General features: G+C 30.4%; 18 protein-coding genes. 8 read left to right on the top strand and 10 right to left on the bottom strand.

Annotated elements, in window-relative coordinates:
* The 5 genes from ATE90_RS08485 to ATE90_RS08465 all read right to left on the bottom strand — a co-directional run bounded on the left by ATE90_RS08485 (nt 1) and on the right by ATE90_RS08465 (nt 4,616).
* Complete coding sequence (locus ATE90_RS08485; RefSeq protein WP_036785143.1) at nt 1-582, bottom strand: DUF5683 domain-containing protein; 582 nt, start codon at nt 580-582, stop codon at nt 1-3.
* Entirely contained in the window at nt 583-1,467 is an 885-nt protein-coding gene (locus ATE90_RS08480; protein WP_036785145.1) for a ParB/RepB/Spo0J family partition protein, read from the bottom strand.
* Nucleotides 1,468-2,232 (bottom strand): ParA family protein, encoded by a 765-nt coding sequence (locus tag ATE90_RS08475; RefSeq protein ID WP_101451247.1) that lies wholly within the window; start codon nt 2,230-2,232, stop codon nt 1,468-1,470.
* 186 nt (nt 2,233-2,418) lie between these two features.
* Entirely contained in the window at nt 2,419-3,885 is a 1,467-nt protein-coding gene (locus ATE90_RS08470; RefSeq protein ID WP_101451245.1) for an aminoacyl-histidine dipeptidase, read from the bottom strand.
* Nucleotides 3,886-3,983: 98 nt separating this feature from the next.
* Nucleotides 3,984-4,616, bottom strand: coding sequence for an NAD(P)H-dependent oxidoreductase (locus tag ATE90_RS08465; protein WP_036785153.1), 633 nt, complete (start codon nt 4,614-4,616; stop codon nt 3,984-3,986).
* Nucleotides 4,617-4,726: 110 nt separating this feature from the next.
* Between ATE90_RS08465 and ATE90_RS08460 the strand changes: the two genes are divergently transcribed.
* Nucleotides 4,727-6,001 (top strand): DUF2851 family protein, encoded by a 1,275-nt coding sequence (locus tag ATE90_RS08460; protein WP_036785155.1) that lies wholly within the window; start codon nt 4,727-4,729, stop codon nt 5,999-6,001.
* 67 nt (nt 6,002-6,068) lie between these two features.
* Here the strand turns inward: ATE90_RS08460 and ATE90_RS08455 are convergent, their stop codons facing one another.
* The 5 genes from ATE90_RS08455 to uvrA all read right to left on the bottom strand — a co-directional run bounded on the left by ATE90_RS08455 (nt 6,069) and on the right by uvrA (nt 18,045).
* Nucleotides 6,069-8,495 carry a zinc-dependent metalloprotease gene (locus ATE90_RS08455; protein WP_101451243.1) on the bottom strand — a complete coding sequence of 809 codons (2,427 nt, stop codon included), beginning with the start codon at nt 8,493-8,495 and terminating at the stop codon, nt 6,069-6,071.
* Nucleotides 8,496-8,621: 126 nt separating this feature from the next.
* Nucleotides 8,622-11,075, bottom strand: a complete 2,454-nt coding sequence (locus ATE90_RS08450) for an alpha-ketoacid dehydrogenase subunit alpha/beta (protein WP_036788109.1) — start codon at nt 11,073-11,075, stop codon at nt 8,622-8,624.
* A 384-nt stretch (nt 11,076-11,459) separates the two neighbouring features.
* Nucleotides 11,460-14,225, bottom strand: coding sequence for an aminopeptidase (locus ATE90_RS08445; RefSeq protein WP_235317713.1), 2,766 nt, complete (start codon nt 14,223-14,225; stop codon nt 11,460-11,462).
* A gap of 239 nt (nt 14,226-14,464) precedes the next feature.
* The gene (locus ATE90_RS08440) at nt 14,465-15,172 is read right to left on the bottom strand and encodes a TIGR00730 family Rossman fold protein (RefSeq protein WP_036785162.1); all 708 of its coding nucleotides are present in this window, start codon (nt 15,170-15,172) and stop codon (nt 14,465-14,467) included.
* A gap of 50 nt (nt 15,173-15,222) precedes the next feature.
* Entirely contained in the window at nt 15,223-18,045 is a 2,823-nt protein-coding gene (gene uvrA / locus ATE90_RS08435; RefSeq protein WP_101451529.1) for an excinuclease ABC subunit UvrA, read from the bottom strand.
* Nucleotides 18,046-18,156: 111 nt separating this feature from the next.
* Here uvrA and ATE90_RS08430 point away from each other — a divergent pair, with 111 nt between their 5' ends.
* The 7 genes from ATE90_RS08430 to ATE90_RS08400 all read left to right on the top strand — a co-directional run bounded on the left by ATE90_RS08430 (nt 18,157) and on the right by ATE90_RS08400 (nt 25,092).
* A complete protein-coding gene (locus ATE90_RS08430) occupies nt 18,157-18,384 on the top strand; it encodes a PspC family transcriptional regulator (protein ID WP_036785163.1) in 228 nt (75 codons plus the stop codon).
* Between the two features lie 3 nt (nt 18,385-18,387).
* Complete coding sequence (locus tag ATE90_RS08425; RefSeq protein WP_036785166.1) at nt 18,388-19,386, top strand: potassium channel family protein; 999 nt, start codon at nt 18,388-18,390, stop codon at nt 19,384-19,386.
* Between the two features lie 501 nt (nt 19,387-19,887).
* Nucleotides 19,888-21,480, top strand: coding sequence for an alanine/glycine:cation symporter family protein (locus ATE90_RS08420; RefSeq protein WP_101451241.1), 1,593 nt, complete (start codon nt 19,888-19,890; stop codon nt 21,478-21,480).
* Nucleotides 21,481-21,487: 7 nt separating this feature from the next.
* Nucleotides 21,488-22,381: a helix-hairpin-helix domain-containing protein gene (locus ATE90_RS08415; protein ID WP_036785172.1), complete on the top strand. Its 894-nt coding sequence runs from the start codon at nt 21,488-21,490 to the stop codon at nt 22,379-22,381.
* A gap of 20 nt (nt 22,382-22,401) precedes the next feature.
* Nucleotides 22,402-23,568: an acyl-CoA dehydrogenase family protein gene (locus tag ATE90_RS08410; RefSeq protein WP_101451239.1), complete on the top strand. Its 1,167-nt coding sequence runs from the start codon at nt 22,402-22,404 to the stop codon at nt 23,566-23,568.
* Between the two features lie 335 nt (nt 23,569-23,903).
* Nucleotides 23,904-24,101 carry a 30S ribosomal protein S21 gene (gene rpsU, locus ATE90_RS08405; protein ID WP_036785174.1) on the top strand — a complete coding sequence of 66 codons (198 nt, stop codon included), beginning with the start codon at nt 23,904-23,906 and terminating at the stop codon, nt 24,099-24,101.
* Between the two features lie 103 nt (nt 24,102-24,204).
* Complete coding sequence (locus tag ATE90_RS08400; protein ID WP_036785176.1) at nt 24,205-25,092, top strand: tyrosine-type recombinase/integrase; 888 nt, start codon at nt 24,205-24,207, stop codon at nt 25,090-25,092.

Genomic DNA, 25,092 nt, shown 5'->3' with positions numbered 1-25,092 from the left:
TTAAAAATTATATTTAATTGTTAATCCAACTGTTGGTGTTTCTATATTGATTGGATCCATTATAAGTGCAGGTTTAAATGATAAATTATCATCTGTATTAAATTGAATCAAATGCGCATTTACACTAGCTTCAACAATTTGTAGTACATATAAAATAACCCCAGTTAATAAAGACATATCTCTATTTTCTCTAAGTTGTTTTTGAGCAGTCTCTATAGTTTCCAAAGATACTGGTGTAGAGCCATCATCCAAAGTAAACTCATCTTGTAAACCATTTTTTCTTAATTTATAGGCCCTTCTATAGCGTTTGTATTCGCTATTATTTAATTGATAATAATATGTGGGTATCGCTAAAGCACCCCAAACAATAGGAGCTTTCCAATATTTTCTATTATAAATTTGTCCCATACCTGGAAAAATTGCAGAATAAAAAGCTGCTTTCGAAGGAGATAAAGGATTATAAATTCCCTGTGATGTATTAAGTTTATTCTTGATTTTTACGTTAGTAGAATCTTTTTGCGCAAAAAGAGTCGCAGAAAACAATGCGACGAAAAGAATACATATGATTTTTTTAAAAAACACTTATTTTAATAAGTTTTTTATGCGGTTGAAATCTTCTTCTGAATGAAAAGGAATTGAAATTTTTCCTTTACCATTATTACTCACAATAATGTCTATTTTATGCCCAAAATATGCACTAATATCTTTCACACTATTTTTTATATAATTGGGAGTTGGCTTCGTCTTTTGTTTTGTAGTTTTAACAGATTTTAAGCTTTTTACTAAATCTTCTGTTTGTCTTACAGATAATTTTTCTCGTAAAATTTTTTCATAAATAGCCAATTGATCTTCCGTATTTTCAACATTAATCATTGCTCTTCCATGCCCCATAGAAATAAAACCGTCTCTCATTCCTGTTTGTAAAATAGGGTCTAATTTTAATAACCTTAAGTAGTTTGCTACAGTAGAACGTTTTTTACCAACTCTTGTACTTAATTCTTCTTGTGTTAATTGAATCTCATCAATTAAACGTTGATAAGAAAGTGCTACTTCAATTGGATCTAAATTTTTACGCTGAATGTTTTCAACCAAAGCCATTTCTAGCATTTCCTGGTCGTTGGCAAGCCTTATGTATGCCGGAATTGTTTTACTGCCGATTAGTTTTGATGCCCTATATCTTCGTTCTCCAGAGACCAATTGAAATTTGTTTCCTGCTAATTTTCTTACTGTAATTGGTTGAATTACACCTAATTCTTTAATAGAATTTGCTAATTCAAGCAACGCTTCTTCATCAAAATAAGTTCTTGGTTGAAAAGGATTTACATCTATTAAATCAAGTTCAATTTCTATAATACTACCTACAACTTTTTCTGCATTTTTATCTGATGCAGAATTCATATTTGGTGTTTCTTGTAATAAGGCAGATAAACCTCTTCCTAAAGCTTGTTTCTTGGTTGCTTTTGCCATTTAAGAATGCTTTTTTATTAATTCCTGTGCTAAATTTAGATAGTTTACTGCTCCTTTACTAGTTGCATCATAAGCAATTATGCTTTCTCCATAACTTGGTGCTTCACCTAAACGCGTGTTTCTTCTAATAATTGTATCAAAAACCATGCTAGAAAAATGTTTTCTAACTTCATCTACAACTTGATTAGATAAGCGTAAACGGGAATCAAACATCGTTAAAAGTAATCCCTCAATATCTAAATCAGGATTATGAATGTTCTGTATACTTTTTATTGTGTTTAATAATTTACCCAAACCTTCTAATGCAAAATATTCACATTGAATAGGAATGATTACAGAGTCTGCAGCAACTAAAGAATTTAATGTTATTAAACCTAACGATGGAGCACAATCTATTATAATGTAATCGTAATCATTTTTAATTTCAGCCAATGATTTTTTCAACATGTATTCCCGTTCTAGCTTGTCTACCAATTCAATTTCTATGGCTACTAAATCTATATGTGCAGGAATAATATCTAAATTGGGAGAAGTTGTTTTTACAATTGCTTCTTTTGCAGAAATTGTATGTTCTAAAACTTGATAGGTGCCAAATTCTACAGAATCCACATCAATACCTAATCCAGAAGATGCATTTGCTTGAGGATCGGCATCAATTAACAGTACTTTTTTTTCTAAAACACTTAAAGAAGCAGCTAAATTTATACTAGTCGTAGTTTTACCTACACCACCTTTTTGATTTGCTATAGCAATTATTTTTCCCATTTAAAAATGTATATTTCTAAATAGTAAAATTACAATTTATTCTCTGTTATTAAAGTTAAAGATGTTAACAAAAAGATAATTGTTTAAAATGTTGATTTACAGTTTTTTAGTTTGTTTTTGTTGTTTTTTTTAAACAATTTTAATTGATAAAACTATCCTCTTTTTTTGGGATCTCTTAGTGGTGGTTTAAGATGTTTTTTCAGGTATTTTTTTAAGAATTTCTATTAGAAATTTCCAAAATTTTTGAGTTGATGAAATTTGAGCTCTTTCATCTGGAGAATGCGCTCCTTTGATATTTGGACCAAAAGAGACCATATCCATATTAGGATAATTCTGTCCTAAAATCCCGCATTCTAAGCCTGCATGGCAAGCTGCAACATTTGGATTTTCATTAAATAGGTCTTTATAAATAGTAGTAACTGTTTTTAATATTTCTGAATTTATGTTCGGCAACCAACCAGGATAAGTGCCAGAAAAATCAACATCAAAACCTGCCAATTCAAAACAAGCTCTTAAAGAATTTGATAAGTCCCATTTATTTGTTTCTGACGAAGAGCGCGTTAAACAGCCAATTTTAATAGCACCATCTTTTACTATTATTCGTGCAATATTATTCGACGTTTCTACTAAGCCAACAACATCAGGGCTCATTCTGTACACACCATTTAAACCTGCATAAACCGCTTTCGTAAAACCTTCTTGAACGCCTAATTCCATTACTTTTTTAGTTAATGTAATTTCTTGTATATCAATTAATAAGTTTTTTTCTAGTGTTGAAAACTCCTCTTTTATATTATTAATGAGTTGCTCAGTTTCGAACAAAAAAGGTTCTTTAGAGATTGTGTCTACAACCACAGTTGCAAAACTTTCTCTAGGAATTGCATTTCGTAAACTCCCGCCATTAATTTCAGAAATACGTAAACCAAAATTTGAAAAACCATCAAATAAAATACGATTCATAATTTTGTTGGCATTTCCTAAACCTTTAATTATGTCCATTCCTGAATGGCCTCCATTTAAACCCTTTACAGTAATAGAAAAAGCTGTTGTGTTTTCTGGAATATCCTCTTCTGCATACCTTCTGGTTGCAGTAACGTCAACTCCACCAGCACAACCTATTCCAATTTCATCATCTTCTTCAGTATCTAAATTTAACAAGATCTCTCCTTTTAAAACGCCCCCTTCTAGACCCATTGCTCCAGTCATTCCAGTTTCTTCATCAATTGTAAATAGAGCTTCTATGGTTGGATGAGAAATTTCTGATGATGATAAAACTGCCATAATTGCAGCAACTCCTAGACCGTTATCTGCACCTAAAGTGGTGCCTTTTGCTTTTATCCAGTCACCATCAACAAACATCTTAATTCCCTCTTTATCAAAATCGAAAACAGTATCTGAGTTTTTTTGATGCACCATGTCTATATGACCTTGCATTACCACTGTTTTCCTTTTTTCCATTCCAGAAGTTGCAGGCTTTTTAATGATGACATTCCCTACTTTATCAACAAACGTTTCAAGATTTAAGTTGTTACCAAAATCGACCATAAATTGGATGACTCTTTCTTCTTTTTTTGAAGGACGAGGGACAGCGTTTAAATCTGCAAAATGATTCCAAACTGACTTTGGCTCTTGGTTTCTTATATCTTGATTCATGATGAAATATCTTAAAAATTTGTGTTCAAAAGTACAGTTTTTATAGACCAAAAAAAAACCTTCTTATAAAAGAAGGCTTTTTAAATTTTAATGAAGGATTAATTGATTTCTATAACAACATCAGTAACGTTTTTACGCACTTTTTTCAAGTCTTTCATATAATCATCTTGAGCTCTAAAACCAACAGGTAAAACTAAAGTAGACGTTAAATTATGTTTATCTAATTTTAGAATTTCATTATATTTTTCAGGAAGAAAACCTTCCATAGGGCAAGAGTCTATTTTTTCTAAAGCACAAACTGTTAGTAAATTTCCTAAAGCAATATAAGCTTGATTTTTATTCCAAAGAAATAATTCTTCTTGCGTCTTTTTCTCAATTTCTGCAGTTAAAAACTCTTGAAAAGGATTGATAACTGCATCTGGAGAATTTCTTATTTCCTTAACTAAATTAAAATACTTTTTAACTTCTTCAGAAGTATATTTTTCAGGAATACAAATTACTAAAAGATGAGAAGCATCTACAACTTGAGATTGGTTCCAAGAATGTGCAACCAATTCTTTTTGTATCGTCTTATTATCAATAATAACTAATTTTAAAGGCTGCAAACCATAGGAGGTTGCTGTCAAATTAAAAGCGTCTTTTAAGGTATTTATTTGTTTTTTTGTAAGTGATTTTTTATCATCAAATTTTTTAACGGCATAACGCCATTTTAAACTCTCTATTGCATTCATTTTCTTATTTTAGATTGCAAAAATAGTTTAATAATTAAAACTATTTTCTCTCATTCCATTAGTAAAATTTATAAGGGAATAAATTTTTTTGTAAATTGAAGCAAAAAAAAATGAAAGAAGAATTTTTGTACTATATCTGGCAGTATAAACTATTTTCTAAAAAAGATTTATGTACAACAGAAAATCAACAAATAACTATTGTAAAGTCAGGAATTCAGAACAAAAACGCTGGACCTGATTTTTTAAATTCCCAATTAAAGATTGATAATCAGCTTTGGGCTGGTAATGTTGAAATGCACGTAAAATCTTCAGATTGGTATTTACATAAACATGAAGAAGATGTTAATTTTGATGGAGTAATTTTACATGTTGTATGGGAGCATGATGCTGTTGTTTTTATGAGAGACAATAAACCTTTACCAACTTTAGAGTTAAAGAGTTTCGTTGGCAACAATTTATTGTTAAACTATAAAAGCCTTATTTGTCGCCAACAGAGTTGGATTTTATGTGAAAATCAAATTGAAAATGTAGATAAATTTTTAATTGATAATTGGTTAGAGCGTTTGTATTTTGAGCGCTTAGAGCAAAAATCAATTTTTATTAAAGAATTATTGCAGCAAACAAATGATGATTTTGAAGCAGTTTTATTTCAATTAATTGCTAAAAATTTTGGATTAAAAGTTAATGGAGATTCTTTTTTACAATTGGCGAAATCTATTGATTTTTCTATACTTAGAAAAGTTAGTTTTGATGAACAAAAATTAACTGCTCTGTTTTTTGGGCAAGCAGGTTTTTTAGAAAAAGAAGTAGAAGATAGTTATCATCAGGAATTAAAAAAAGAATATGAATATTTAAAATATAAATACAATCTACAACCACTTTTTAATAAGCAGTTTCAGTTTTTTAGAATGCGCCCTCATAATTTTCCAACTATTAGAATTGCACAATTAGCATCATTGTTTTTTACGCATCAAAATTTATTTTCTAAATTGATGAGCATTACTCAGAAAGAGGAGTTTTATAAGCTGTTTTCTTTTTCAATTCAGGAGTTTTGGAAAACTCATTTCACTTTTGAAAGTGTATCAAAAAAATCACAAAAAAAAGTATCTAAATCATTTGTAGATCTGATTTTAATAAATACCATTATCCCGTTAAAATTTGTTTATTCACAGAGTAGAGGAGAAGTTATTGAAGAATCAATTATACAATTAATACAACAAGTTTCATCAGAAAAAAATAGTATTATTTCTAAATTTTCAGAGCTTAAAGTGAAATCAAAAAATGCTTTAGAAAGTCAGGCTCTCATAGAACTTAAAAACAACTATTGCACAAAGAAACGTTGTTTACAATGTGCAATAGGAAGTAGTTTGATGAAGAAAAAATAGGTTCAAATTTCCATTCTATTGATTACTAATGAGCTTAGAAATATTCATGTTGAAATGACAACAAATATTATTTTGGATTTAAAATATTTTTAATTTCAGCCAAACAATCTCTATAGTGATATTTTGTAATTCTGTTAATTCGTCTGTTCTGTGCAATTGTTAGTTGAAAATATAAAGCCTGAAATTCACCTCTAATTATAGAGCTAATGTCAGAATTTTTTCCTTCTTTTGAATTCAATAACATAGCCAATCTAGCAATCAATGATTTTTGTAAATTTCGTCTAAAAATAGCTACATTTTTGATGTAATTTGCTTCTGAGAAAATACCTGTTCTTAAATCTCGAACCATTTCTAAGGCACTGTAAGTATCAGGATGTATAATTTCAGTATCAATCATTCTTTCTAATCTGGACGAACTTAAAAGAGAATACAATTCTCTTTTTTGCAAACGAAGCATTCTAGCGGAATAACCGCTTTCATCAATATTGGATAATATCGTTTTGTCAAGTAACCAATTTTGTGTTTTAAAAGCATTTTCTTGCAGCCAAACCATAGATTTTTTTTGCTTTTCTTTAGTTACAGAATTGTAAATTGTACCATTCTGAGCAGGTTTTTTATTATATTCATAAACACCTCCAATATTTCCTGCTACATGACCTACATATCTGCTCCAAACACTTAAAAGTTCTCCATATAGCTCTGATAAGTCTTCATAATTATTTGTTTGGTTTGAAGTCCAGTTTTCTAAATTTTTAGCAACAATTTTTAGGTTTTTTATTCCATAAGTAGATGCTTGCACTTGATTATTTCCGATACCTTCAGTTTGAGAAGAAGGATCAAAGCGTTGATTACCAAATCTGTATATTGGATTATTTGCTTTGCTATCAATCCATTTATCAAGAGTTTTAATTTCTTGTTCTGAAGATTTTATATTCGGAATTTTTCGATACCCCCAATTAATAGAGTAGTGGTCATAAGGGCCTAATTGACGAATGAACCTGATATTTTCATCGCCCGGTTGTGCAATATAATTGAATCTTGCGTAATCCATGATAGATGCTGCAATTCCGAATTCCTGGGTAAATTTTCCAGAGCGTAAAGAATCTATGGGATACGCATAACTTGCAGCCATGTTGTGCGGTAAACCTAAGGCATGTCCAACTTCGTGAGAAATTACCATTCGCATCATTTCTCCAATTTTTTCTGCAGGTGTTTCTAGCGTTCTTGCGGAAGGATTTGCAGCTCCAGTTTCTAATAAATATCTGTTTCTGTATGAACGTAAATGATTGTGATACCAAATAATATCGCTCTCAATTATTTCTCCTGTTCTTGGGTCAGATACACTTGGTCCTGTTGCATTTCTTGTCGTACTGGCTACATATCTTATTGATGAATAGCGAATATCTTCCATGCTAAATTCTGGGTCTTCCTCTATTGTAGGAGGGTATTTTGCCATAATCGCATTTTTAAAACCAGCTGTTTCAAAAACCTTTTGCCAATCATCTACACCTTGTTTGATATATTTTTTTAACTTATCTGGAGTTGCAGGATCTAAATAATATACAATCGGTTTTTTAGGTTCAACTAATTCTCCGCGATTGTATGCATTGATATCTTTAGGCTCCAGTCGCCATCGTTTTATATATCTTTTGCTATCTGCCTTTAAAGCTTCAGAACTATAATCTACGTTTTCAATAGAAAAATAACCAACTCTCTTGTCGTAAACTCTTCCCATCATTTTATTTTTTGGTAATAAAATCATAGATTGATTTACACGTAAAGTAATTGTATTTGTTTTGACATTACTTGGCGGTGCATCTGCATCAAATGTAAAATCTTGAACTACTTCTATATTCTTTGGATAACTTTTTATAGTATTTATAAAACTCCTAGAAGCATCTAGTCTTTTTACTTTGTATCGTTTTCTGTAACTAGCAGGGAGTGCTGTAATTGCTTTTACATCCGTTGAAAATAATTTTGTGACATCCACTAAAATTGCGGTAGAATCTATATTTTGAGTTTTAACATCAAATGCATAAATTATAGGTTCTAAATTGTTAGCGATGACCGATTTGTATATTGGTAATGAATCATTTGCAACGGCATTGTATGATTTTACTTTTAAAAGCACTTTGTTTTTAAATTGTTCCCAAACGATAACTTGAGTATTAATTTTTGATCCTGCATTCACATATCCACCTCCTAATCCCGAAGGAAGTTCTTTGATTCTTGTAACTAATAACATTTCTTTTCCTAAAAATGATTTAGGAATTTCATAGATAAATTTATTTGAGGTTTCGTGAACTTTAAAAAGTCCTTCATCACTTTTTGTTTTGGACGTTACAAAATCTGAATATTTTGGAACTTTATTTTTTTTAGGAACTGGTGCTGTTTGTTCTATTTTTTTATCTTTTGATTTTTTTCTTTGTGCTTCAATTTGATTTGGTAACATGAAAGCTAAAATCAATAAAAAGTGCAGTATGATTTTTTTCATTTGTCGGAATTTGTTTTCAACTTCTAAAATAAGAAAAAGGAATCCTATTAAGCTTATGGATTGTGTTAAAAAATAAAAGCTCAAACAATTTGTTTGAGCTTTTTGTATTTTAATAAAAAAGATTTTTTAATACAAACTCTTGAATTTATTAGGGTTTTCTTCATGCATAATATCATAAATCTTTTCAAAAACATCTTCAGCAGATGGTTTCGAGAAATAATCGCCATCTGTACCGTAAGCCGTTCTATGCTCTTTGGCTGTTAATGTTGCAGGTTTGCTATCTAAATATTGATAACCATTTTGGTTTTCTAAAATTTCTTGCAAGATATAAGCAGAAGCTCCTCCGGGAACGTCCTCATCAATTACTAATAATTTATTCGTTTTAGCAACACTTTTTACACAATCGTGTGCTAAATCAAAAGGCAATAAACTTTGCGCATCAATAACTTCGATATCAATACCCACCTGATTTAAATCTTTGGCAGCTTCTAACACAATTCTTAAGGTAGATCCATAAGAAACTATTGTCATATCGGTTCCTTCTTTTACCGTTTCTACAACTCCAATAGCAGTTTTAAAATCTCCTAAATTTAATGGTAATTCTTCTTTTAAACGATAACCATTTAAACACTCTATGACCAAAGCTGGGTCATCACCTTCTAGCAAAGTATTATAAAATCCAGCAGCTTTTGTCATATTTCTAGGAACTAAAATATGAATACCTCTTAAGTTATGTATTATGCCACCCATAGGCGAACCTGCATGCCAAATTCCTTCTAATCTATGTCCTCTAGTTCTAATTATCAAGGGTGCTTTTTGTCTGCCGAAAGTTCTATAACGTAATGTGGCTAAATCATCACTCATAATTTGAAGAGCATACAACAAGTAATCTAAATACTGAATTTCGGCAATAGGTCTTAAGCCTCTCATAGCTAGCCCTATTCCTTGGCCAATAATTGTAGCTTCTCTAATGCCAGTATCAGAAATTCTGATTTCTCCATACTTTTCCTGAAGCCCTTCTAAGCCTTGATTTACGTCACCAATAAAACCCGCGTCTTCACCAAAAATTACAACATCATCATGTTTTCGCAGAATAGCATCAAAATTATCTCTCATAATAATTCTTGCATCTACCAGGTTTTTTTCTGGGGAATATATTGGTTTTTTTTCTTCAATATTCGAGGTGCCTAATTCAGTTTCACTTGTTAAATGGGTAGAGTATTTTTGATGCGCATTTTCAAAAGAGGATTTTATGAAATTTTGTAATACAATTTTTTCTGCAAAATGTTCATCTTTTAAATAGCGCAAACATTTTCTTAAAGTTGATAAAATATCTTTTCTAGTAGGTTCTAAAACCGTTAGTAAGTCATTTTTATATTTGTTTATAAAAGCACTATTTTTACTCTTATTGGCAGTATTTTCTAATATTTCGGCAGCATCAGAAAGTTCTGCTTTTATCTCACTTTGATATGCATTCCAAGCATTTCTTTTTGCACTTGTAACCTCCTTTTTTGCTTCTTTTTCAATGATAATTAATTCTTCTTCGGAATCTACAAAGCGTAAAATTTCACCAGTTTCTGTTTCCAATTCAAATTCTAAAATCCATTTTCGCATTTTTGTAATACAATCATGCTCTATTTCCCATTCTAATCTCTCCTTACTTTTATAGCGTTCATGAGACCCAGATGTAGAATGACCTTGTGGCTGAGTTAATTCTTTTACATGAATTAGAACTGGAACATGTTCTTCTCTTGCAATTTTTCCTGCTTTTTGGTAGGTGTCAACTAATTGAACGTAGTCCCAACCGTTAAGAACAAAAATCTCGAAACCATCTTTATCATGTTCTCTCTGAAAACCTTTTAGTATTTCAGAAATACTTTCTTTTGTTGTTTGGTATTTAGCGTGCACAGAGATTCCATATTCATCATCCCAAACACTCATTACCATCGGGACCTGTAAAACTCCTGCGGCATTTATGCTTTCAAAGAATAAGCCTTCACTCGTACTTGCGTTTCCTATGGTGCCCCAAGCAACTTCATTTCCGTGAATAGAAAAATTATTTTTATGTTGTATGCTTTTTTCGTTTCTATAAATTTTTGAAGCTTGTGCTAAACCTAATAATCGAGGCATTTGCCCGGCAGTAGGAGAAATGTCTGAACTAGAGTTATATTGTTTCGTTAAGTCCTTCCAACTTCCATTTTCATGCAAACTATGGGTAGTAAAATGGCCTCCCATTTGTCTTCCAGCAGACATAGGATCTGCTTTAATATCTGGATGTGCATACAAGCCTGCGAAAAATTGTTGGGCAGTTAACTTACCAATGGCCATCATAAAAGTTTGATCTCTATAGTAGCCAGATCGAAAATCGCCAAGTTTAAAAGCTTTTGCCATCGCTAACTGCGGAACTTCTTTTCCATCGCCAAAAATTCCGAATTTTGCTTTACCAGTTAACACTTCTCTTCTACCTAATAAACTGCACTCTCTGCTAATTTTAGCAATTCTGTAATCATTTAAAACTTCTGTTTTAAAATCCTCAAAAGAAAGTTTTTGTTTATTTTGTATTTGTGTTTCTTGCAGCATTTTCATCGATTTTTAACTTCGTGCAAAGGTAGTTTTTTTTAGTTGATATTTAATAAATTAATAATATTTTACGAATATGGTAAATAAGTTGTATTTTCAACAGATATTTATGATTATAATTTAATAAAAAAGAGATATTGTTTTCACAACATCTGTTTTTGATTAAACTTTACTTTTTTTTGATAAATAGATTAGATTGTTCTATTGGGATTTTATGGTTGTCATTTCTCTGTTTTGTCCTATGAAATTTCGAACTTTGAGAAAATAATTTAATTTTCTAAAAAATTTCAATGGGTATTTTATAATAAATTAGTTTGTAGGTGAATAATTTAAGATGTAAGAGTAGGAGTTAGAAAAATGGGTAAAGGCATTTTTTTTTGAAGATTACAAAAGTCCTCTTCTAAAGAAATTGTAAATAGAATTTATATCTGCAGTTAATGTAAATCTAATTTTTTGAGGATATCTTTTTTGAGACATTTCCCATCCGTTATTTGAGTATAAAGGAAAATATACTTCCAATATGTTGTGAATAAAATTAAAGCGAATTCCATTATTGTATCCAAAATAAAGAGGATTATTTTTATTTTTTAAAAAAGCAACATCATTGTAAAGTTCAATCCATCGCCATAAACCAAAACTAGAATTGAAAGCAAACATATATTGATTTGCGAATCTTGTAGGTAATACAGATTTGAATCCACCTTCAGCAATAATATATTGCTGACTGAAGAAACCGGAGTCTTCTGATCGTCCAAAATAATTGAGCTGAAATAAATAATCATTAGCTCTGTCCAATCCAAAACTAAAATAATTTCCTGCTGTTTTATTACTTAAAAAAGCACCTGCAAAAAACCGAAAATCTAATTGTGTGTCTGAGGTAGATAGAGATCTAAACCTTAAATCAACTGCAGCTTTAGAAAATTTCTCAGCCACTTCTAAACTAAAATTATACCTGAATTCTTTTATAATATCGGGATTTATGTAATTATAACTAAGGCTAAAAACACCATAATTATCTTGATCTGTTCTAACGTCTGTGGCAGCTATTTCTTTATTAATATGAACTAACTTGGCACTTATAGATTGTGTAGTTGCATCTCTTAAAGATTTTCTTTTAAAAATAATATTCGCAAAAGGGACAAGAGATGAATAAGATAAGTTTGGGGCATAATCTAAGGTTTGTCCAAATACCCCATACATGATTTTGTAGATTTTAGTTTCTTCTATATATTGGTTAAATAAAACAGAAAATTCACCAATTACAGAATTACTTTTGGTGGCGTAAGAAGGTGCAAATTTAAACTCAAGATTTCTTTTTATTAAAGGTTTATTGTGAAGTTTAGTGCCTAATATAAGGCCATTATAAAAGTTGTAACTAATTTCTGGTTGATAAAATAGTTGACTATAATAAGGGTCTTGTATATCTTTTATAAAAGTAAATTTCAAAGGTTTATTAAAAATTTTATTTTCTAAACTTTCCCAATTGTCGAGTGTATTTAACTCAGGATAAATATTTTCATAATTTAAAGAAATCCTGTTAAAATCTTCTTTAGGTATCTTAACAGTTTTAGAATTTTTAATATTTGTAAACCATTTTTTATATTTAATTTCTTTGTCTTTTAGACCATATAATAAAACAGGAGTAGTTATGTTTCTTTTATTTTTTATGGTTATTTCTATGCTGTCTTCGCTTACTATTATATGATCAATAGTGTGATCAATTTTTTTATTCGTTTTAATATAATCATTAAAAAACCAATCAATTTTTTTATTTGTTTTTGAAGATATTATTTTTCGAAAATCTGAACTAGATATTATTTTTGTTTGATTTTTTTGATAAAACTCTTTAATGCTGCTGTTTAAAATACTATCACCTAAAAACCCTTTTAAATATCTAAAACCCAATCCAGCTTTGTACTTATTCGCTATCTTCCTATTAAAATTGGATAAAGAGTCTGCTGATGTTACCAATGCTTGATCTAAAAACCTTCTTGATATAAACTGATAAACTAAAGGATATTTATCATTAAAATCTTGTTTTGAAATATGAAAACTTTTTAGAAACCATCTGTTAGACAAATTACCCAATAATTTTGTGTCAGGGTAAAATTCTTGAATATATTCTAGCATTAAATAGTTTTGTAAACCATCTAAAAACCAATAATCTTTTCTCTTGTTTAAAAGTAATGTGTTTTCTATATATTTTTTAGTTAACGCTTTAAACATGGTGACATCCCATTTAAAAGTATCCGAAAATGGACGTAAAAAATTTGGCAATTGACTTAAGCCATAAACAGGATCTTTACTTTGTGTAATTTTATCTACATAAATTTCTTTATGAGGATATTTTCCTAAATATTTTTCAATAAAACGTAATTCTCTATCTAATATGTCTGTAGTTGTGTTGTAGTCAATATCATCATTAGAAACATCTGTATATACTGTAGTTTTGGAAGTTTTGAAAGTTTTTAACTGCTTGGATTTATTAATTCCTAATATGATGTCAGTTTTATTTTTTCCGACTAAATAGTAATTTTTAAAATTATTTTTTTCCGATTTATATTGATATAAATTACTTTCTAAAACATATTCTTTTGGAATGTTAATTTCCATCGTAAAATCTGTTCCATTTTCATATAAATCATCAATGTTTAAATTACTCATTAATTGCCAACCATTTTTGTAAACAGCAGGAGTTATATACCAGAAACGCAAATGATAACCTTCTTTGGTTTTTCCATAATTTGTGAATTTTGCATTTGGTATTTTTACAATATAAGTAATAGATATTTTTACTTTTCCATTAGGTTTTAGAGGTTTTATAAGAGGAACTTTTAAGATGTCTGCTTTATCTTTAATTTCTATAAAATCATTATTTCCGTAGTTTACAGTAAGGTTCTTTATAGTGGTTTTTCCTAAATTTTTTTCAGCAGAAAAATATAAGTTCTTCTTAAAGTCTTTAATAAAACGTTTTGATAAAGGTGTTTTTCTATCTCTAAAACTATTGGCCCAATTATGAAGATAAATATTCGTTAAAGTAGAGTCGGATATATTAAAGAAAACAATTTCTTGTTGTATCATTAATTCATCTTTATCTGAATCTAAAGTTGCTTTTAAAGCAATAGAATTTTGTTGTGCAAAGCAAAACACAGTTATGAAAAAACAAAAAACAAATATGTTTACAGAATTTTTCAAATTTCAATTGATAATAAGAGTTAGGGTATAAGTAATAAGTTCCTTTTTTAAAACTTATTCGTATTTGTTTTCATTTACCGTTTACTCAGAATTTTAATTTAAGGGGTTTCAATTCGATTTTTTAATTTTAGTTTGTTCAATTTTTTTCTTTTGAACAAATTAAAAAAGAGAAATAAATTTCTTGAAAAAATAGATTAGAAGTTTGGTTTTAATAAATATTTTGAATAGAATTTATTTAAATGAGCTACAGCTTCTTCTGCAGTATCTACAATTCTAAATAATTTTAAATCTTCTTCGCTAATATTTCCTTGAGCTATTAATGTTTTTTTTATCCATTCTAATAAACCACTCCAAAATTCTGTGCCTACTAAAACAATTGGAAACCTACCAATTTTTTTAGTTTGAATCAAAGTAATTGCTTCAAAAAGTTCGTCTAAAGTACCAAAACCTCCAGGCATTACAATAAAACCTTGTGAGTATTTTACAAACATAACTTTACGAACAAAGAAATAATCAAATTCTAAGTTTTTATCCCGATCAATCCAAGGGTTATCATGTTGTTCAAAGGGTAATTCAATATTTAATCCAACGGAAACACCTTTACCTCTATGAGCTCCTTTGTTTCCTGCCTCCATAATTCCTGGTCCACCTCCAGTAATTACACCATAGCCATTTTGAGTAAGTTGAAAAGCAATTTCTTCTGCCAGTTTATAATATTCATGATCTTCTTGAGTTCTTGCTGATCCAAAAACAGAAACGCAAGGCCCAATTTTACTTAATTTTTCATAACCATCTACAAATTCAGCCATAACTTTAAAGATACCCCAAGCGTCTTTTGTTTTTATTTCGTTCCAAGTTTTGTGTTGTAGTTTTTCTTTTATTTTTCTTTCGTCATTTGTCATAATCAGTATGTTTTTAAATTCAGTTTCTTTGCTGTAAAAAAAGCAGTTAGCTAAAATAGTTCTTTTTTAAGAAATTGAGCGGTATAACTTTTTTTATGTTTTGCAACTTGTTCCGGAGTTCCTGTGCATAGAATTGTACCACCATTTTTACCTCCTTCTAAACCAACGTCTATAATAAAATCTGCTAATTTTATAACATCTAAATTGTGTTCAATGATTAAGATAGTATTTCCTTTGTTCGCGAGCTTGTTTAGTACTTCCATTAATACTCTAATGTCTTCAAAATGCAGACCAGTCGTAGGTTCATCTAAAATATAGAACGTATTTCCAGTATCTCTTTTAGATAATTCTGAGGCTAGTTTTATTCTTTGGGCTTCACCTCCAGATAGGGTTGTAGATTGTTGACCTAGGGTAATATATCCTAGTCCAACATCTTTAATAGTCTTTACTTTCCTGTGGATTTTAGGTATGTTTTCAAAAAAGTCTGTGGCTTCTTCAATAGTCATATTTAATACATCAGAAATAGATTTTCCTTTATAACGAATCTCTAAAGTTTCTCTGTTAAAGCGTTTTCCTTGACAGGTTTCGCACTCTACTTGAACGTCTGGCAGAAAGTTCATTTCTATAACTCTAACGCCTCCTCCTTGGCACGTTTCGCATCTTCCGCCTTTTACATTAAAAGAGAACCTTCCTGGTTTATAACCGCGAATTGCCGCTTCAGGAGTTTTTGCAAATAAACTTCTAACTTCACTAAAAGTTCCCGTATAGGTGGCAGGGTTTGATCTTGGAGTTCTACCTATTGGAGATTGATCGATGTCAATAACTTTATCCACATGTTCCAATCCTTCAATCTTCTTATAAGGCATTGGTTTTTTTACGCCTCTATAAATGTGGGCGTTTAAAATAGGGTATAAGGTTTCATTTATTAAAGTAGATTTTCCACTTCCAGAAACACCTGTAACACAAACCATTTTTCCTAAAGGAAATTCTACGGAAACATTTTTTAAATTGTTTCCAGTTGCTCCTCTTAGCTTGATAGATTTTCCATTTCCTTCTCTACGTTTTTGAGGAACAGCAATCACTTTTCTTCCAGTTAAATAATCTGCAGTTAGTGTGTTTTGTTTTTTTAAATCTTCAAAAGTTCCTTCGCTTACGATTTCTCCTCCATGTCTCCCGGCTCCAGGACCAATATCAAAAACAAAGTCTGCGTGTTCAATCATGTCCTTATCATGCTCTACAACCAAAACAGAATTACCAATATCACGCAGTTTCAACAAAGAATCGATTAATTTTTGATTATCACGTTGGTGCAGACCAATACTTGGTTCATCTAAAATATAGAGCACTCCGACCAATTGCGATCCAATTTGAGTTGCTAAACGTATTCTTTGAGCTTCTCCACCAGAAAGGGATTTTGAAGTTCTATCTAATGTTAAGTAATCTAAACCAACATCTAATAAAAATTGAATTCTAGTTTTTATTTCTTTTATAATCTCTGATGCAATTGCAAGTTGTTTTTTAGATAAATCGTTGTTTATAGTTGCAAACCAAGAAGCCAATTCTTTTACATCCATTTGTGCTAAATCACTAATGTTTTTATTTGTAATTTTAAAATGAAGTGCTTCTTTTTTTAATCTTTTTCCTTGACAAGTAGAACAAGAAACCTCATCCATAAAGCCTTTTGCCCAGCGTTTTATAGAAGTGCTTTCTGCATTTTTATATTGAGAGGTAATGAAGGCAATAATCCCTTCAAAATCGATTTTGTAGTTTCTAGTAACTCCAACGGTTTTAGATTCAATTTCAAAAGATTCATTTCCACCATTTAAAATAACATCCAATGCTTCTTTTGGAATGTCTTTTATGGCATCTGATAGCTTAAATTTATAACGTTCAGCAATGTTTTGAAGTTGTTTAAAAATCCAACTACTTTTTTGTTCTCCTAAAGGAATAATTCCACCATTTTGTATGGAAACAGCAGTATCAGGAATCACTTTCTTAAGGTTAATTTCATTTGTAATTCCTAAACCATTACAAGTGTTGCATGCCCCTTTTGGAGAGTTGAAAGAAAATGTGTTTGGTTCAGGATTTGGATACGCAATTCCTGTTGTTGGGCACATTAACTCTCTACTAAAATAACGTCGATTATTGTCATCAATATCAATAACCATCATTATGTTATTCCCCGAATAAAGGGCTGTTTTAATAGTTTCTTCTAAGCGTTTTTCTGAAGATTTATTAATTAAAATTCTATCAATGACAACTTCAATATCATGCGTTTTATATCGGTCTAAACGCATTCCTTTTTCTATTTCTTTGATTTCTCCATCTACTCGAACTCGTAAAAATCCTTGTTTAGAAATCTGCTCAAAAAGTTCACGATAATGCCCTTTTCTAGATTTAATTAAAGGCGCTAAAACAGCAATTTTTTTATTATCAAAATCTTTTAAAATAAGTTTTCTAATTTGTTCATCAGAATAACTCACCATCTTTTGTCCACTATTGTAGGAGTAAGCATCTGAAGCCCTCGCAAATAGCAATCTTAAAAAGTCATAAATTTCTGTGATAGTACCAACCGTTGATCGCGGACTTTTGTTAGTTGTTTTTTGTTCTATTGAAATTACTGGAGAAAGACCATCAATTTTGTCAACATCGGGTCTTTCTAATCCTCCTAAAAACTGACGTGCATAAGCAGAAAAAGTCTCAATATAGCGTCTTTGTCCTTCCGCATATATCGTGTCAAAAGCTAAAGAAGATTTTCCGCTTCCACTTAAACCAGTAATGACTACTAGTTTTTCACGAGGGATTTTTACATCAATATTTTTAAGATTATGAACTCGCGCACCATAAACTTCTATGTATTCTTGGTTTTTCAAAAAAAAATGTTTTTGCAAAAACGCAAAGTTAATCATTAGTAATCACTTTTGATTGAAAAGTATACAACAAATAAATAGTTTATAGTATCTTGCAACTAAAAGATTTTATACATGAATTTTATACATGCTGTGCGTCATTTTTTTGAAAGACATGGTTTTGGAGTTTTCTCAAGATTTGCGGATAAACTAGGTATGCGTGCAAAAAATGTTCGCATATTTTTCATTTATATCTCTTTTGTTACGGTTGGTCTGTCTTTTGGCTTGTATTTAACTTTGGCTTTTTTATTTCGCTTAAAAGATATGATTTATACAAAAAGAAGTTCGGTTTTTGATTTGTAGTTTATGAAGGTATTAGATTCCAAAATACATAAAATACTAGTTTTGGTTGCGTCAATTATGACAATTGGAACAATGGGTTATATGTTGCTTTCTAATTACTCATTTATAGATGCAATATATATGACAGTGATTACTGTGACAACTGTTGGTTTTGGCGAGTTAAAACCATTTTCTCCAGAGGAGAAAGTCTTTACAATTTTTTTGATTTTAACAAGTATTACAGTTTTTGGTTACGCGGTTTCTACGTTCTCGGAATATTTAGTGAGTGGGAGATTTTTTAAACAATTTAAACACAGAAAAGTGGAAAAACAAATTAAAAGTTTAAGGGGACAAACCATCGTTTGTGGTTTTGGAAGAAATGGAAAACAAGCAATTTTGAAGTTAAATAACTATAACAAGAAATTGGTGGTTGTAGAAAGAGATAGAGAAATGATATCTGAGTTAGATAATGAAGGTGTTTTATATATTCAGGGAGACGCAACTTTAGATGAAACTTTATTAAAAGCAGGTATCAACACTGCTGCGAACTTAATTACAGCTTTGCCCTCTGATGCTGATAATTTATTCGTTGTTCTCACAGCAAATCAATTAAATAAGAACTGTAAAATAATTAGCAGAGCTTCTAATGAATCTTCATATAGCAAATTAAAAATTGCGGGCGCAAGTAATGTAATTATGCCAGATAAATTAGGTGGTGATCATATGGCATCTTTAGTGGTGACCCCAGATGTTATAGAGTTTGTAGATCGGCTGACGATTGAGGGTGAAACTACTGCTAATTTAGAGGAAATAGCGGTAGATGATTTACCGAAAAAGTATTTGAATAAAACGATCTTAGATTTGGATTTAAGAAAGGAAACAGGCTGCACAGTAATTGGAATAAGGAATCCGGATAAAGATTATATCATTAATCCAGAAGCAGAAACAGAACTAATATCAGGTTCGAGTTTAATTGTTTTAGGGAGGCCAGAACAGATTATTAAACTAAGAGAATTTTTTTAATAATTGTTCATTGGATACTTCACAAGTATTCCTACATTAGAGTAATCTACTCTAAAAAAGAATAAAGCATTGTTCTTTGGTTACAAAAAATTAGAATAGTTGATCATCAATTTAGAATTTCTATAGATGTTTTAGTCTATGGATTGTTTACCTTCAATGGATAAAAAGAAAAAAGATATTTTTTATATTTCATGTAATGAAAAGTTAAGGTTTTTTTGAAATTATATAATAAGTTTCAGAAGGCTTTCATTTATATCAAAAACTTGATTAAATCAATTTCAGTGCTTTGTTTAAAAGAAATTGAAATGGTACTTGTGGAAAATGGTTTTGATTTATTCAAAACGAATAAAGAGTAATAATTTTATCCAAAGTCATTTAAAGAAGTTTTAGAAAAATTCAAAGAAACCTTGTTATAAAATACTTTTAACGCTCAAAAGTTGTTGAAAGAGCATTTTTTTAAGATATTGCGCCTAAATAAATAAAAACTAATCAAAATATATTATGAATAAAAAACTTCTTTCGTTGTTATTTCTAGCAACACCTTTTTTAACATTCTCACAAGAAAAGGGATTAGATCAAAAGATTGATGAAGCCTTTGGAAATGCAACAGGATGGTTTGTAGATATTATTTTTTATCAAATTCCCTTTACGGATACAGTTAGTATATATTGGGTTTTGTTCCCTTTAATTTTAGGAGCTACTTATTTTACATTTTATTTTAATTTTATCAATTTTAAAGGTTTTATAACTTCCATTAATATTGTTAGAGGGAAACATGATGATTTAGAAGGAAGAGAAGATCATAACGTAGAAATAGAAAAATCTAAATTTACAGACGAAGAAGATAATCCAGATACCATAAGAATTGAAGGTCATGTGGGTGAGGTTTCTCACTTTCAAGCATTAACGGCAGCATTATCTGCCACTGTAGGTTTAGGTAATATTGCGGGTGTTGCAATTACCGTGTCCATTGGTGGTGCAGGTGCTACTTTTTGGATGATTGTTGCTGGTTTTTTAGGTATGGCTTCAAAGTTTGTAGAATGTACTTTAGGTGTAAAATATAGAGATATTGATTCTGATGGAACTGTTTATGGTGGTCCAATGTACTATTTAACAAAAGGATTGAAAAATAAAACATTAGGAAAAATATTAGCGGCTTTATTTGCAATCTTCGTAATTGGTGGTTCTTTTGGAGGTGGAAACATGTTTCAAGTAAATCAAGCCTTTCAATTAGTTGAGAATATCACAACTCCGGCTGGAGGTGTATCATTTTTGCATGGTAAAGGATGGTTGTTTGGTCTAATAATGGCTGTTCTAGTGGGTATTGTTATTATTGGAGGAATAAAAAAAATAGCAAAAGTAACTGACAAAATTGTTCCTTTTATGGTGGCAATTTATGTAGCAGCCTCACTTTTTGTGATTTTCGCAAATTATGATATGATAGGGGATGCGTTCTCTCAAATATTTAATGGGGCGTTTAGTCCGGAAGGAATTGCTGGTGGTGCAGTTGGAGTTCTAGTTCAAGGATTTAGAAGAGCAGCTTTTTCAAATGAAGCAGGTATTGGTTCTGCATCGATAGCGCATTCAGCTGTAAAAACAAAATATGCGGCGAGTGAAGGTATGGTTGCTTTATTAGAGCCTTTTATAGATACGGTTGTAGTCTGTACAATGACAGCGTTGGTATTGATTATTACAGGTAATGTGAATGCTGAAAACGCTTCATTAAATGATGTGCAAGCAATTTTATTAACTTCTGGTGCATTTGAATCTGCAATATCTTGGTTTCCTTACGTGTTAACAGTTGCCGTGGTCTTATTCGCTTTTAGTTCTATGATTTCTTGGTCTTATTATGGTTTTCAAGGTTGGGTGTACCTATTTGGTAGATCTAAAAAAATGGAATACACATATAAAGTAATTTTCTGTATATTCGTGGTAATTGGTGCCGCAGCAAGTTTAGGTTCTGTTATTGGATTCTCAGATGCAATGGTTTTTGCAATGATGGTTCCAAACATGATAGGTCTAATTATTCTTGCTCCAAAAGTAAAAGTAGAATTAGTAAGGTATATGGATGCTATAAAAGCGAGCAAAGCATAAATTTTTTATGAAGATATTTAAATCCCATTTCTGGTATAACAAAAACCAAAGAAATGGGATTTTTCTTTTGGTATTGTTAATATTGCTGCTTCAACTGTTTATTTATGTGGATGCTTTTTCTTCAGATGAAATTACGGATATAAATCAACCAGAATTACTAGCTTTTCAAATTCAAATAGATAGTTTAAAAGCTATTGAAATTGAAAAGAGAAAACCTAAAATTTATCCTTTTAATCCGAATTATATAACAGATTATAAAGGAGCTAAATTGGGAATGTCTTTGCAACAGATCGATAGATTGCTGGCGTTTAGAAAAACAAATAAATTTATCAACTCAGAAAAAGAATTTCAACAAGTAACTGAAGTCTCTGATTCTTTATTAAATAAAATTTCACCATATTTCAAATTTCCTAATTGGGTTTTAAAAGGAGGACGTCAAAGCTCGAACGGTAGTTTCATTTCAGACGAAGTAAAAAATTCTGATATAAAGAAAGTTTTATCAACTATAGATATAAACAAAGCAACAGCCGAAGATTTTAAAACTATTAGCGGAATTGGATCGGTGTTTTCAGAGCGTATTATTAAGTATCGTTCTAAATTACAAGGATTTTCTTTTGAAAGTCAAATTGATGAAGTTTGGGGTTTAGATAAAGAGGTTGCGGCGAAAGTCGTGTCAATTTTCAAAATTATAGAAAAGCCAATTATCAAAAAAGTAAATGTAAATGCGGTCACTTTCAAGGAATTGCTGAGAAATCCCTACGTAGATTTCGAGTTATGTAAAAAAATATTTAGTTATAGAGATGAAGTTGCAGAGCTTCAAGACATTTCAGAATTAAAAAATATCAAAGATTTTCCTTTGGATAAGTATGATAGAATAGTCTTATATTTGATGGCTAAATAAACAACTCAAACATTGACTAAATGAACAGTATGTATTTTACTGAAGAACACGAAGCTTTTCGTGTAAGCTTTAAAGATTTTCTACAAAAAGAAGTGGTTCCTCATATAGATAAATGGGAAAAAAATGGTTCTATAGAGCGTTTCATTTGGAAGAAATTTGGTGAAATGGGTTATTTTGGTTTGTCAACTCCTGAGGAGTATGGAGGAATGGATCTAGATCTTTTTTACACCGTAATCTTTTTAGAAGAATTACAGAAAATAAATTCTGGTGGATTTGCCGCAGCAATTTGGGCACACGAATATTTGGCTATGACCCACCTTAATAAAGAGGGTGACGATTTTATTAAAAAAAAGTATTTAGTACCCAGTGTTGAAGGAGATATGATTGGTTGTTTGTGTATCACCGAGCCTTTTGGGGGTTCTGATGTTGCGGGCATGCGTTCTTCGGTAATCAAGCAAGGGGATAAATATATACTAAACGGATCAAAAACGTTTATTACAAATGGTGTGTATTCAGATTATTTAATTGTTGCAGCGAAAACAGATCCTTCAGATAAATACAAAGGAATTAGCATTTTTGTTGTGGATAGAAATACGAAGGGTATCTCTGCTACCAAGTTAAATAAATTAGGTTGGCATGCATCAGACACTGGAGAAATTGCTTTTGATAATGTAGAGATTCCTGTAGAAAATTTAATGGGAGAAGAAGGGAAAGGTTTTCCTTATATAATGCAGCACTTTGCTTTAGAGCGTTTAATAATGGGTGTAAATGCACATGCAAGAGCAGAATTTGCTGTCGATTATGCTATAAAGTACATGCAAGAAAGAATCGCTTTTGGTAAATCCTTAGACAAATTTCAGGTTTTAAGACACAAAATTGCAGAAATGGCAAGTAAAGTCGACATGTGTAGAGAGTATAATTATTCAATTGCAAAACGTTTAAATAACGGGCAATATGTTGTAAAAGAGGCAAGTATGTCGAAGTTGCTATCTACAAAAATGGCGGATGAAGTAATCTATGATGCCCTTCAATTACTAGGAGGTTATGGGTATATGGAAGATTATCCAATGGCACGTTTATTAAGAGATAGTAGGTTAGGACCAATAGGAGGAGGAACCTCAGAAATCTTAAAAGAGATTATTGCGAAAATGATTATTGATAAGAAAGAATATAAGCCAGTTACATAGATTTCGAAGTTTTTTTTAAAAAAATAATTTTTTGAATCGGTGAAAAGATAATTACTGAGAAACAAGTAGAACTATCTGGCTTTGGTTTTTTTAAATATTTTTTCAAGTAGATTTTTTAAGGCCTCAATACACATTGCCCTTTTTTTAGTAAAAATATAAAAAAAGTATCTCATTGCAATCGTTATTACGAATGACTACTTATAAAATAATTGACGTTTACTAATTGTCAATTCATAATTTGTAATTACATTTGCAGTCCAAAAAATAAAATAATAGTTTTTTTATAAAAAAAACTATATAAAATATAAAGATACGATGAAGGGAGGTGCCAACATATGTTAATTATACCAATAAAAGAAGGAGAGAATATCGATAGAGCTTTAAAACGCTATAAGAGAAAATTCGATAGAACCAAGACAATGAAGAACTTGCGTAACAGAAAAAACTTTACGAAGCCATCTGTAGCGAATAGAGCTCAAAGAATTAAAGCCTCTTACGTTCAGCGTTTAAGAACGCAAGAAGAAGTAGGTTAGAAGTAACTTATTTTAAAGAAAACAAATCTCGTATTGATTTTTCAATACGAGATTTTTTTTGTGCTATTTTTTGTAGCTTTACTATCAATTTAAAAACGTAAAATTGATAGATTCATTTTTAGATTACGTATTGCTAGAAAAAAAGTATTCTAAACATACTGTAACTGCTTACAAAAATGATTTAATTTCTTTTAGAGATTTTTTAGTTTCAGAATATCATCAAGAAGAATTATTAGCAGTCCATTACAACCAAGTAAGGAGTTGGATTGTTTTCTTGGTTGATGATAAAATATCAAATAGAACTATTAACAGAAAGGTAAGCTCTTTAAAATCATTTTATAGATTTCTACAGAAAACGAAACAGCTAGAAGTTAATCCGTTAGCTAAGCACAGAGCTTTAAAAGTTGCGAAAAAAGTACAAGTTCCTTTTTCTTCAAAGGAAATCAATTTAGTAATAAATGCCATTGATGAAGAACATGATTTTACAGCGGTAAGAAATAAATTAATTGTAGAGTTATTTTATTCCACAGGAATAAGAAGGGCAGAACTAATCCATATAAAAGAAAAAGATATTAACTTTTCTGACGGGGTTATTAAAGTTTTAGGGAAAAGAAACAAGGAACGTTTTGTGCCTCTTTTGCAATCCGTTATAGAAACACTAAGAAAATATTTAGAATTAAAAAAAGATATTTCTAAGGAATTAGAATTTCTTTTTATTACAAAGAAAGGAAATAAAATTTATGAAACTCTTGTCTACAGAGTTATAAATTCATACTTTAGTAAAGTGTCTTCTAAAGTAAAAAAAAGCCCTCATATTCTTAGGCATTCTTTTGCTACTCATTTATTAAACGAAGGTGCAGATTTAAATTCGGTTAAAGAATTGTTAGGGCATTCCTCTTTAGCTTCAACTCAAGTCTACACTCATAATAGTTTAGACGAAATAAAAAAAGTTTATAACCAAGCTCACCCTAGGGGCAATAAAAAAGAATGA

It is taken from the genome of Polaribacter sp. Hel1_33_96 (assembly GCF_002846595.1).
Classification (GTDB): Bacteria; Bacteroidota; Bacteroidia; order Flavobacteriales; family Flavobacteriaceae; genus Polaribacter.
Note: the sequence above shows the minus strand (reverse complement) of the source record. Positions and strands in the feature narration are given on the sequence as shown.

Bases quoted from the DNA above. Each gene is read 5' to 3' on its own strand.
- ATE90_RS08425 (WP_036785166.1), top strand. From the start codon at position 18,388: ATGAAGGTATTAGATTCCAAAATACATAAAATACTAGTTTTGGTTGCG.
- ATE90_RS08475 (WP_101451247.1), bottom strand. From the start codon at position 2,232: ATGGGAAAAATAATTGCTATAGCAAATCAAAAAGGTGGTGTAGGTAAA.
- ATE90_RS08415 (WP_036785172.1), top strand. From the start codon at position 21,488: ATGAAGATATTTAAATCCCATTTCTGGTATAACAAAAACCAAAGAAAT.
- ATE90_RS08465 (WP_036785153.1), bottom strand. From the start codon at position 4,616: ATGAATGCAATAGAGAGTTTAAAATGGCGTTATGCCGTTAAAAAATTT.
- rpsU (WP_036785174.1), top strand. From the start codon at position 23,904: ATGTTAATTATACCAATAAAAGAAGGAGAGAATATCGATAGAGCTTTA.
- ATE90_RS08460 (WP_036785155.1), top strand. From the start codon at position 4,727: ATGAAAGAAGAATTTTTGTACTATATCTGGCAGTATAAACTATTTTCT.
- ATE90_RS08480 (WP_036785145.1), bottom strand. From the start codon at position 1,467: ATGGCAAAAGCAACCAAGAAACAAGCTTTAGGAAGAGGTTTATCTGCC.
- ATE90_RS08420 (WP_101451241.1), top strand. From the start codon at position 19,888: ATGAATAAAAAACTTCTTTCGTTGTTATTTCTAGCAACACCTTTTTTA.
- ATE90_RS08410 (WP_101451239.1), top strand. From the start codon at position 22,402: ATGAACAGTATGTATTTTACTGAAGAACACGAAGCTTTTCGTGTAAGC.
- ATE90_RS08455 (WP_101451243.1), bottom strand. From the start codon at position 8,495: ATGAAAAAAATCATACTGCACTTTTTATTGATTTTAGCTTTCATGTTA.
- ATE90_RS08470 (WP_101451245.1), bottom strand. From the start codon at position 3,885: ATGAATCAAGATATAAGAAACCAAGAGCCAAAGTCAGTTTGGAATCAT.
- ATE90_RS08440 (WP_036785162.1), bottom strand. From the start codon at position 15,172: ATGACAAATGACGAAAGAAAAATAAAAGAAAAACTACAACACAAAACT.
- ATE90_RS08430 (WP_036785163.1), top strand. From the start codon at position 18,157: ATGAATTTTATACATGCTGTGCGTCATTTTTTTGAAAGACATGGTTTT.
- ATE90_RS08450 (WP_036788109.1), bottom strand. From the start codon at position 11,075: ATGCTGCAAGAAACACAAATACAAAATAAACAAAAACTTTCTTTTGAG.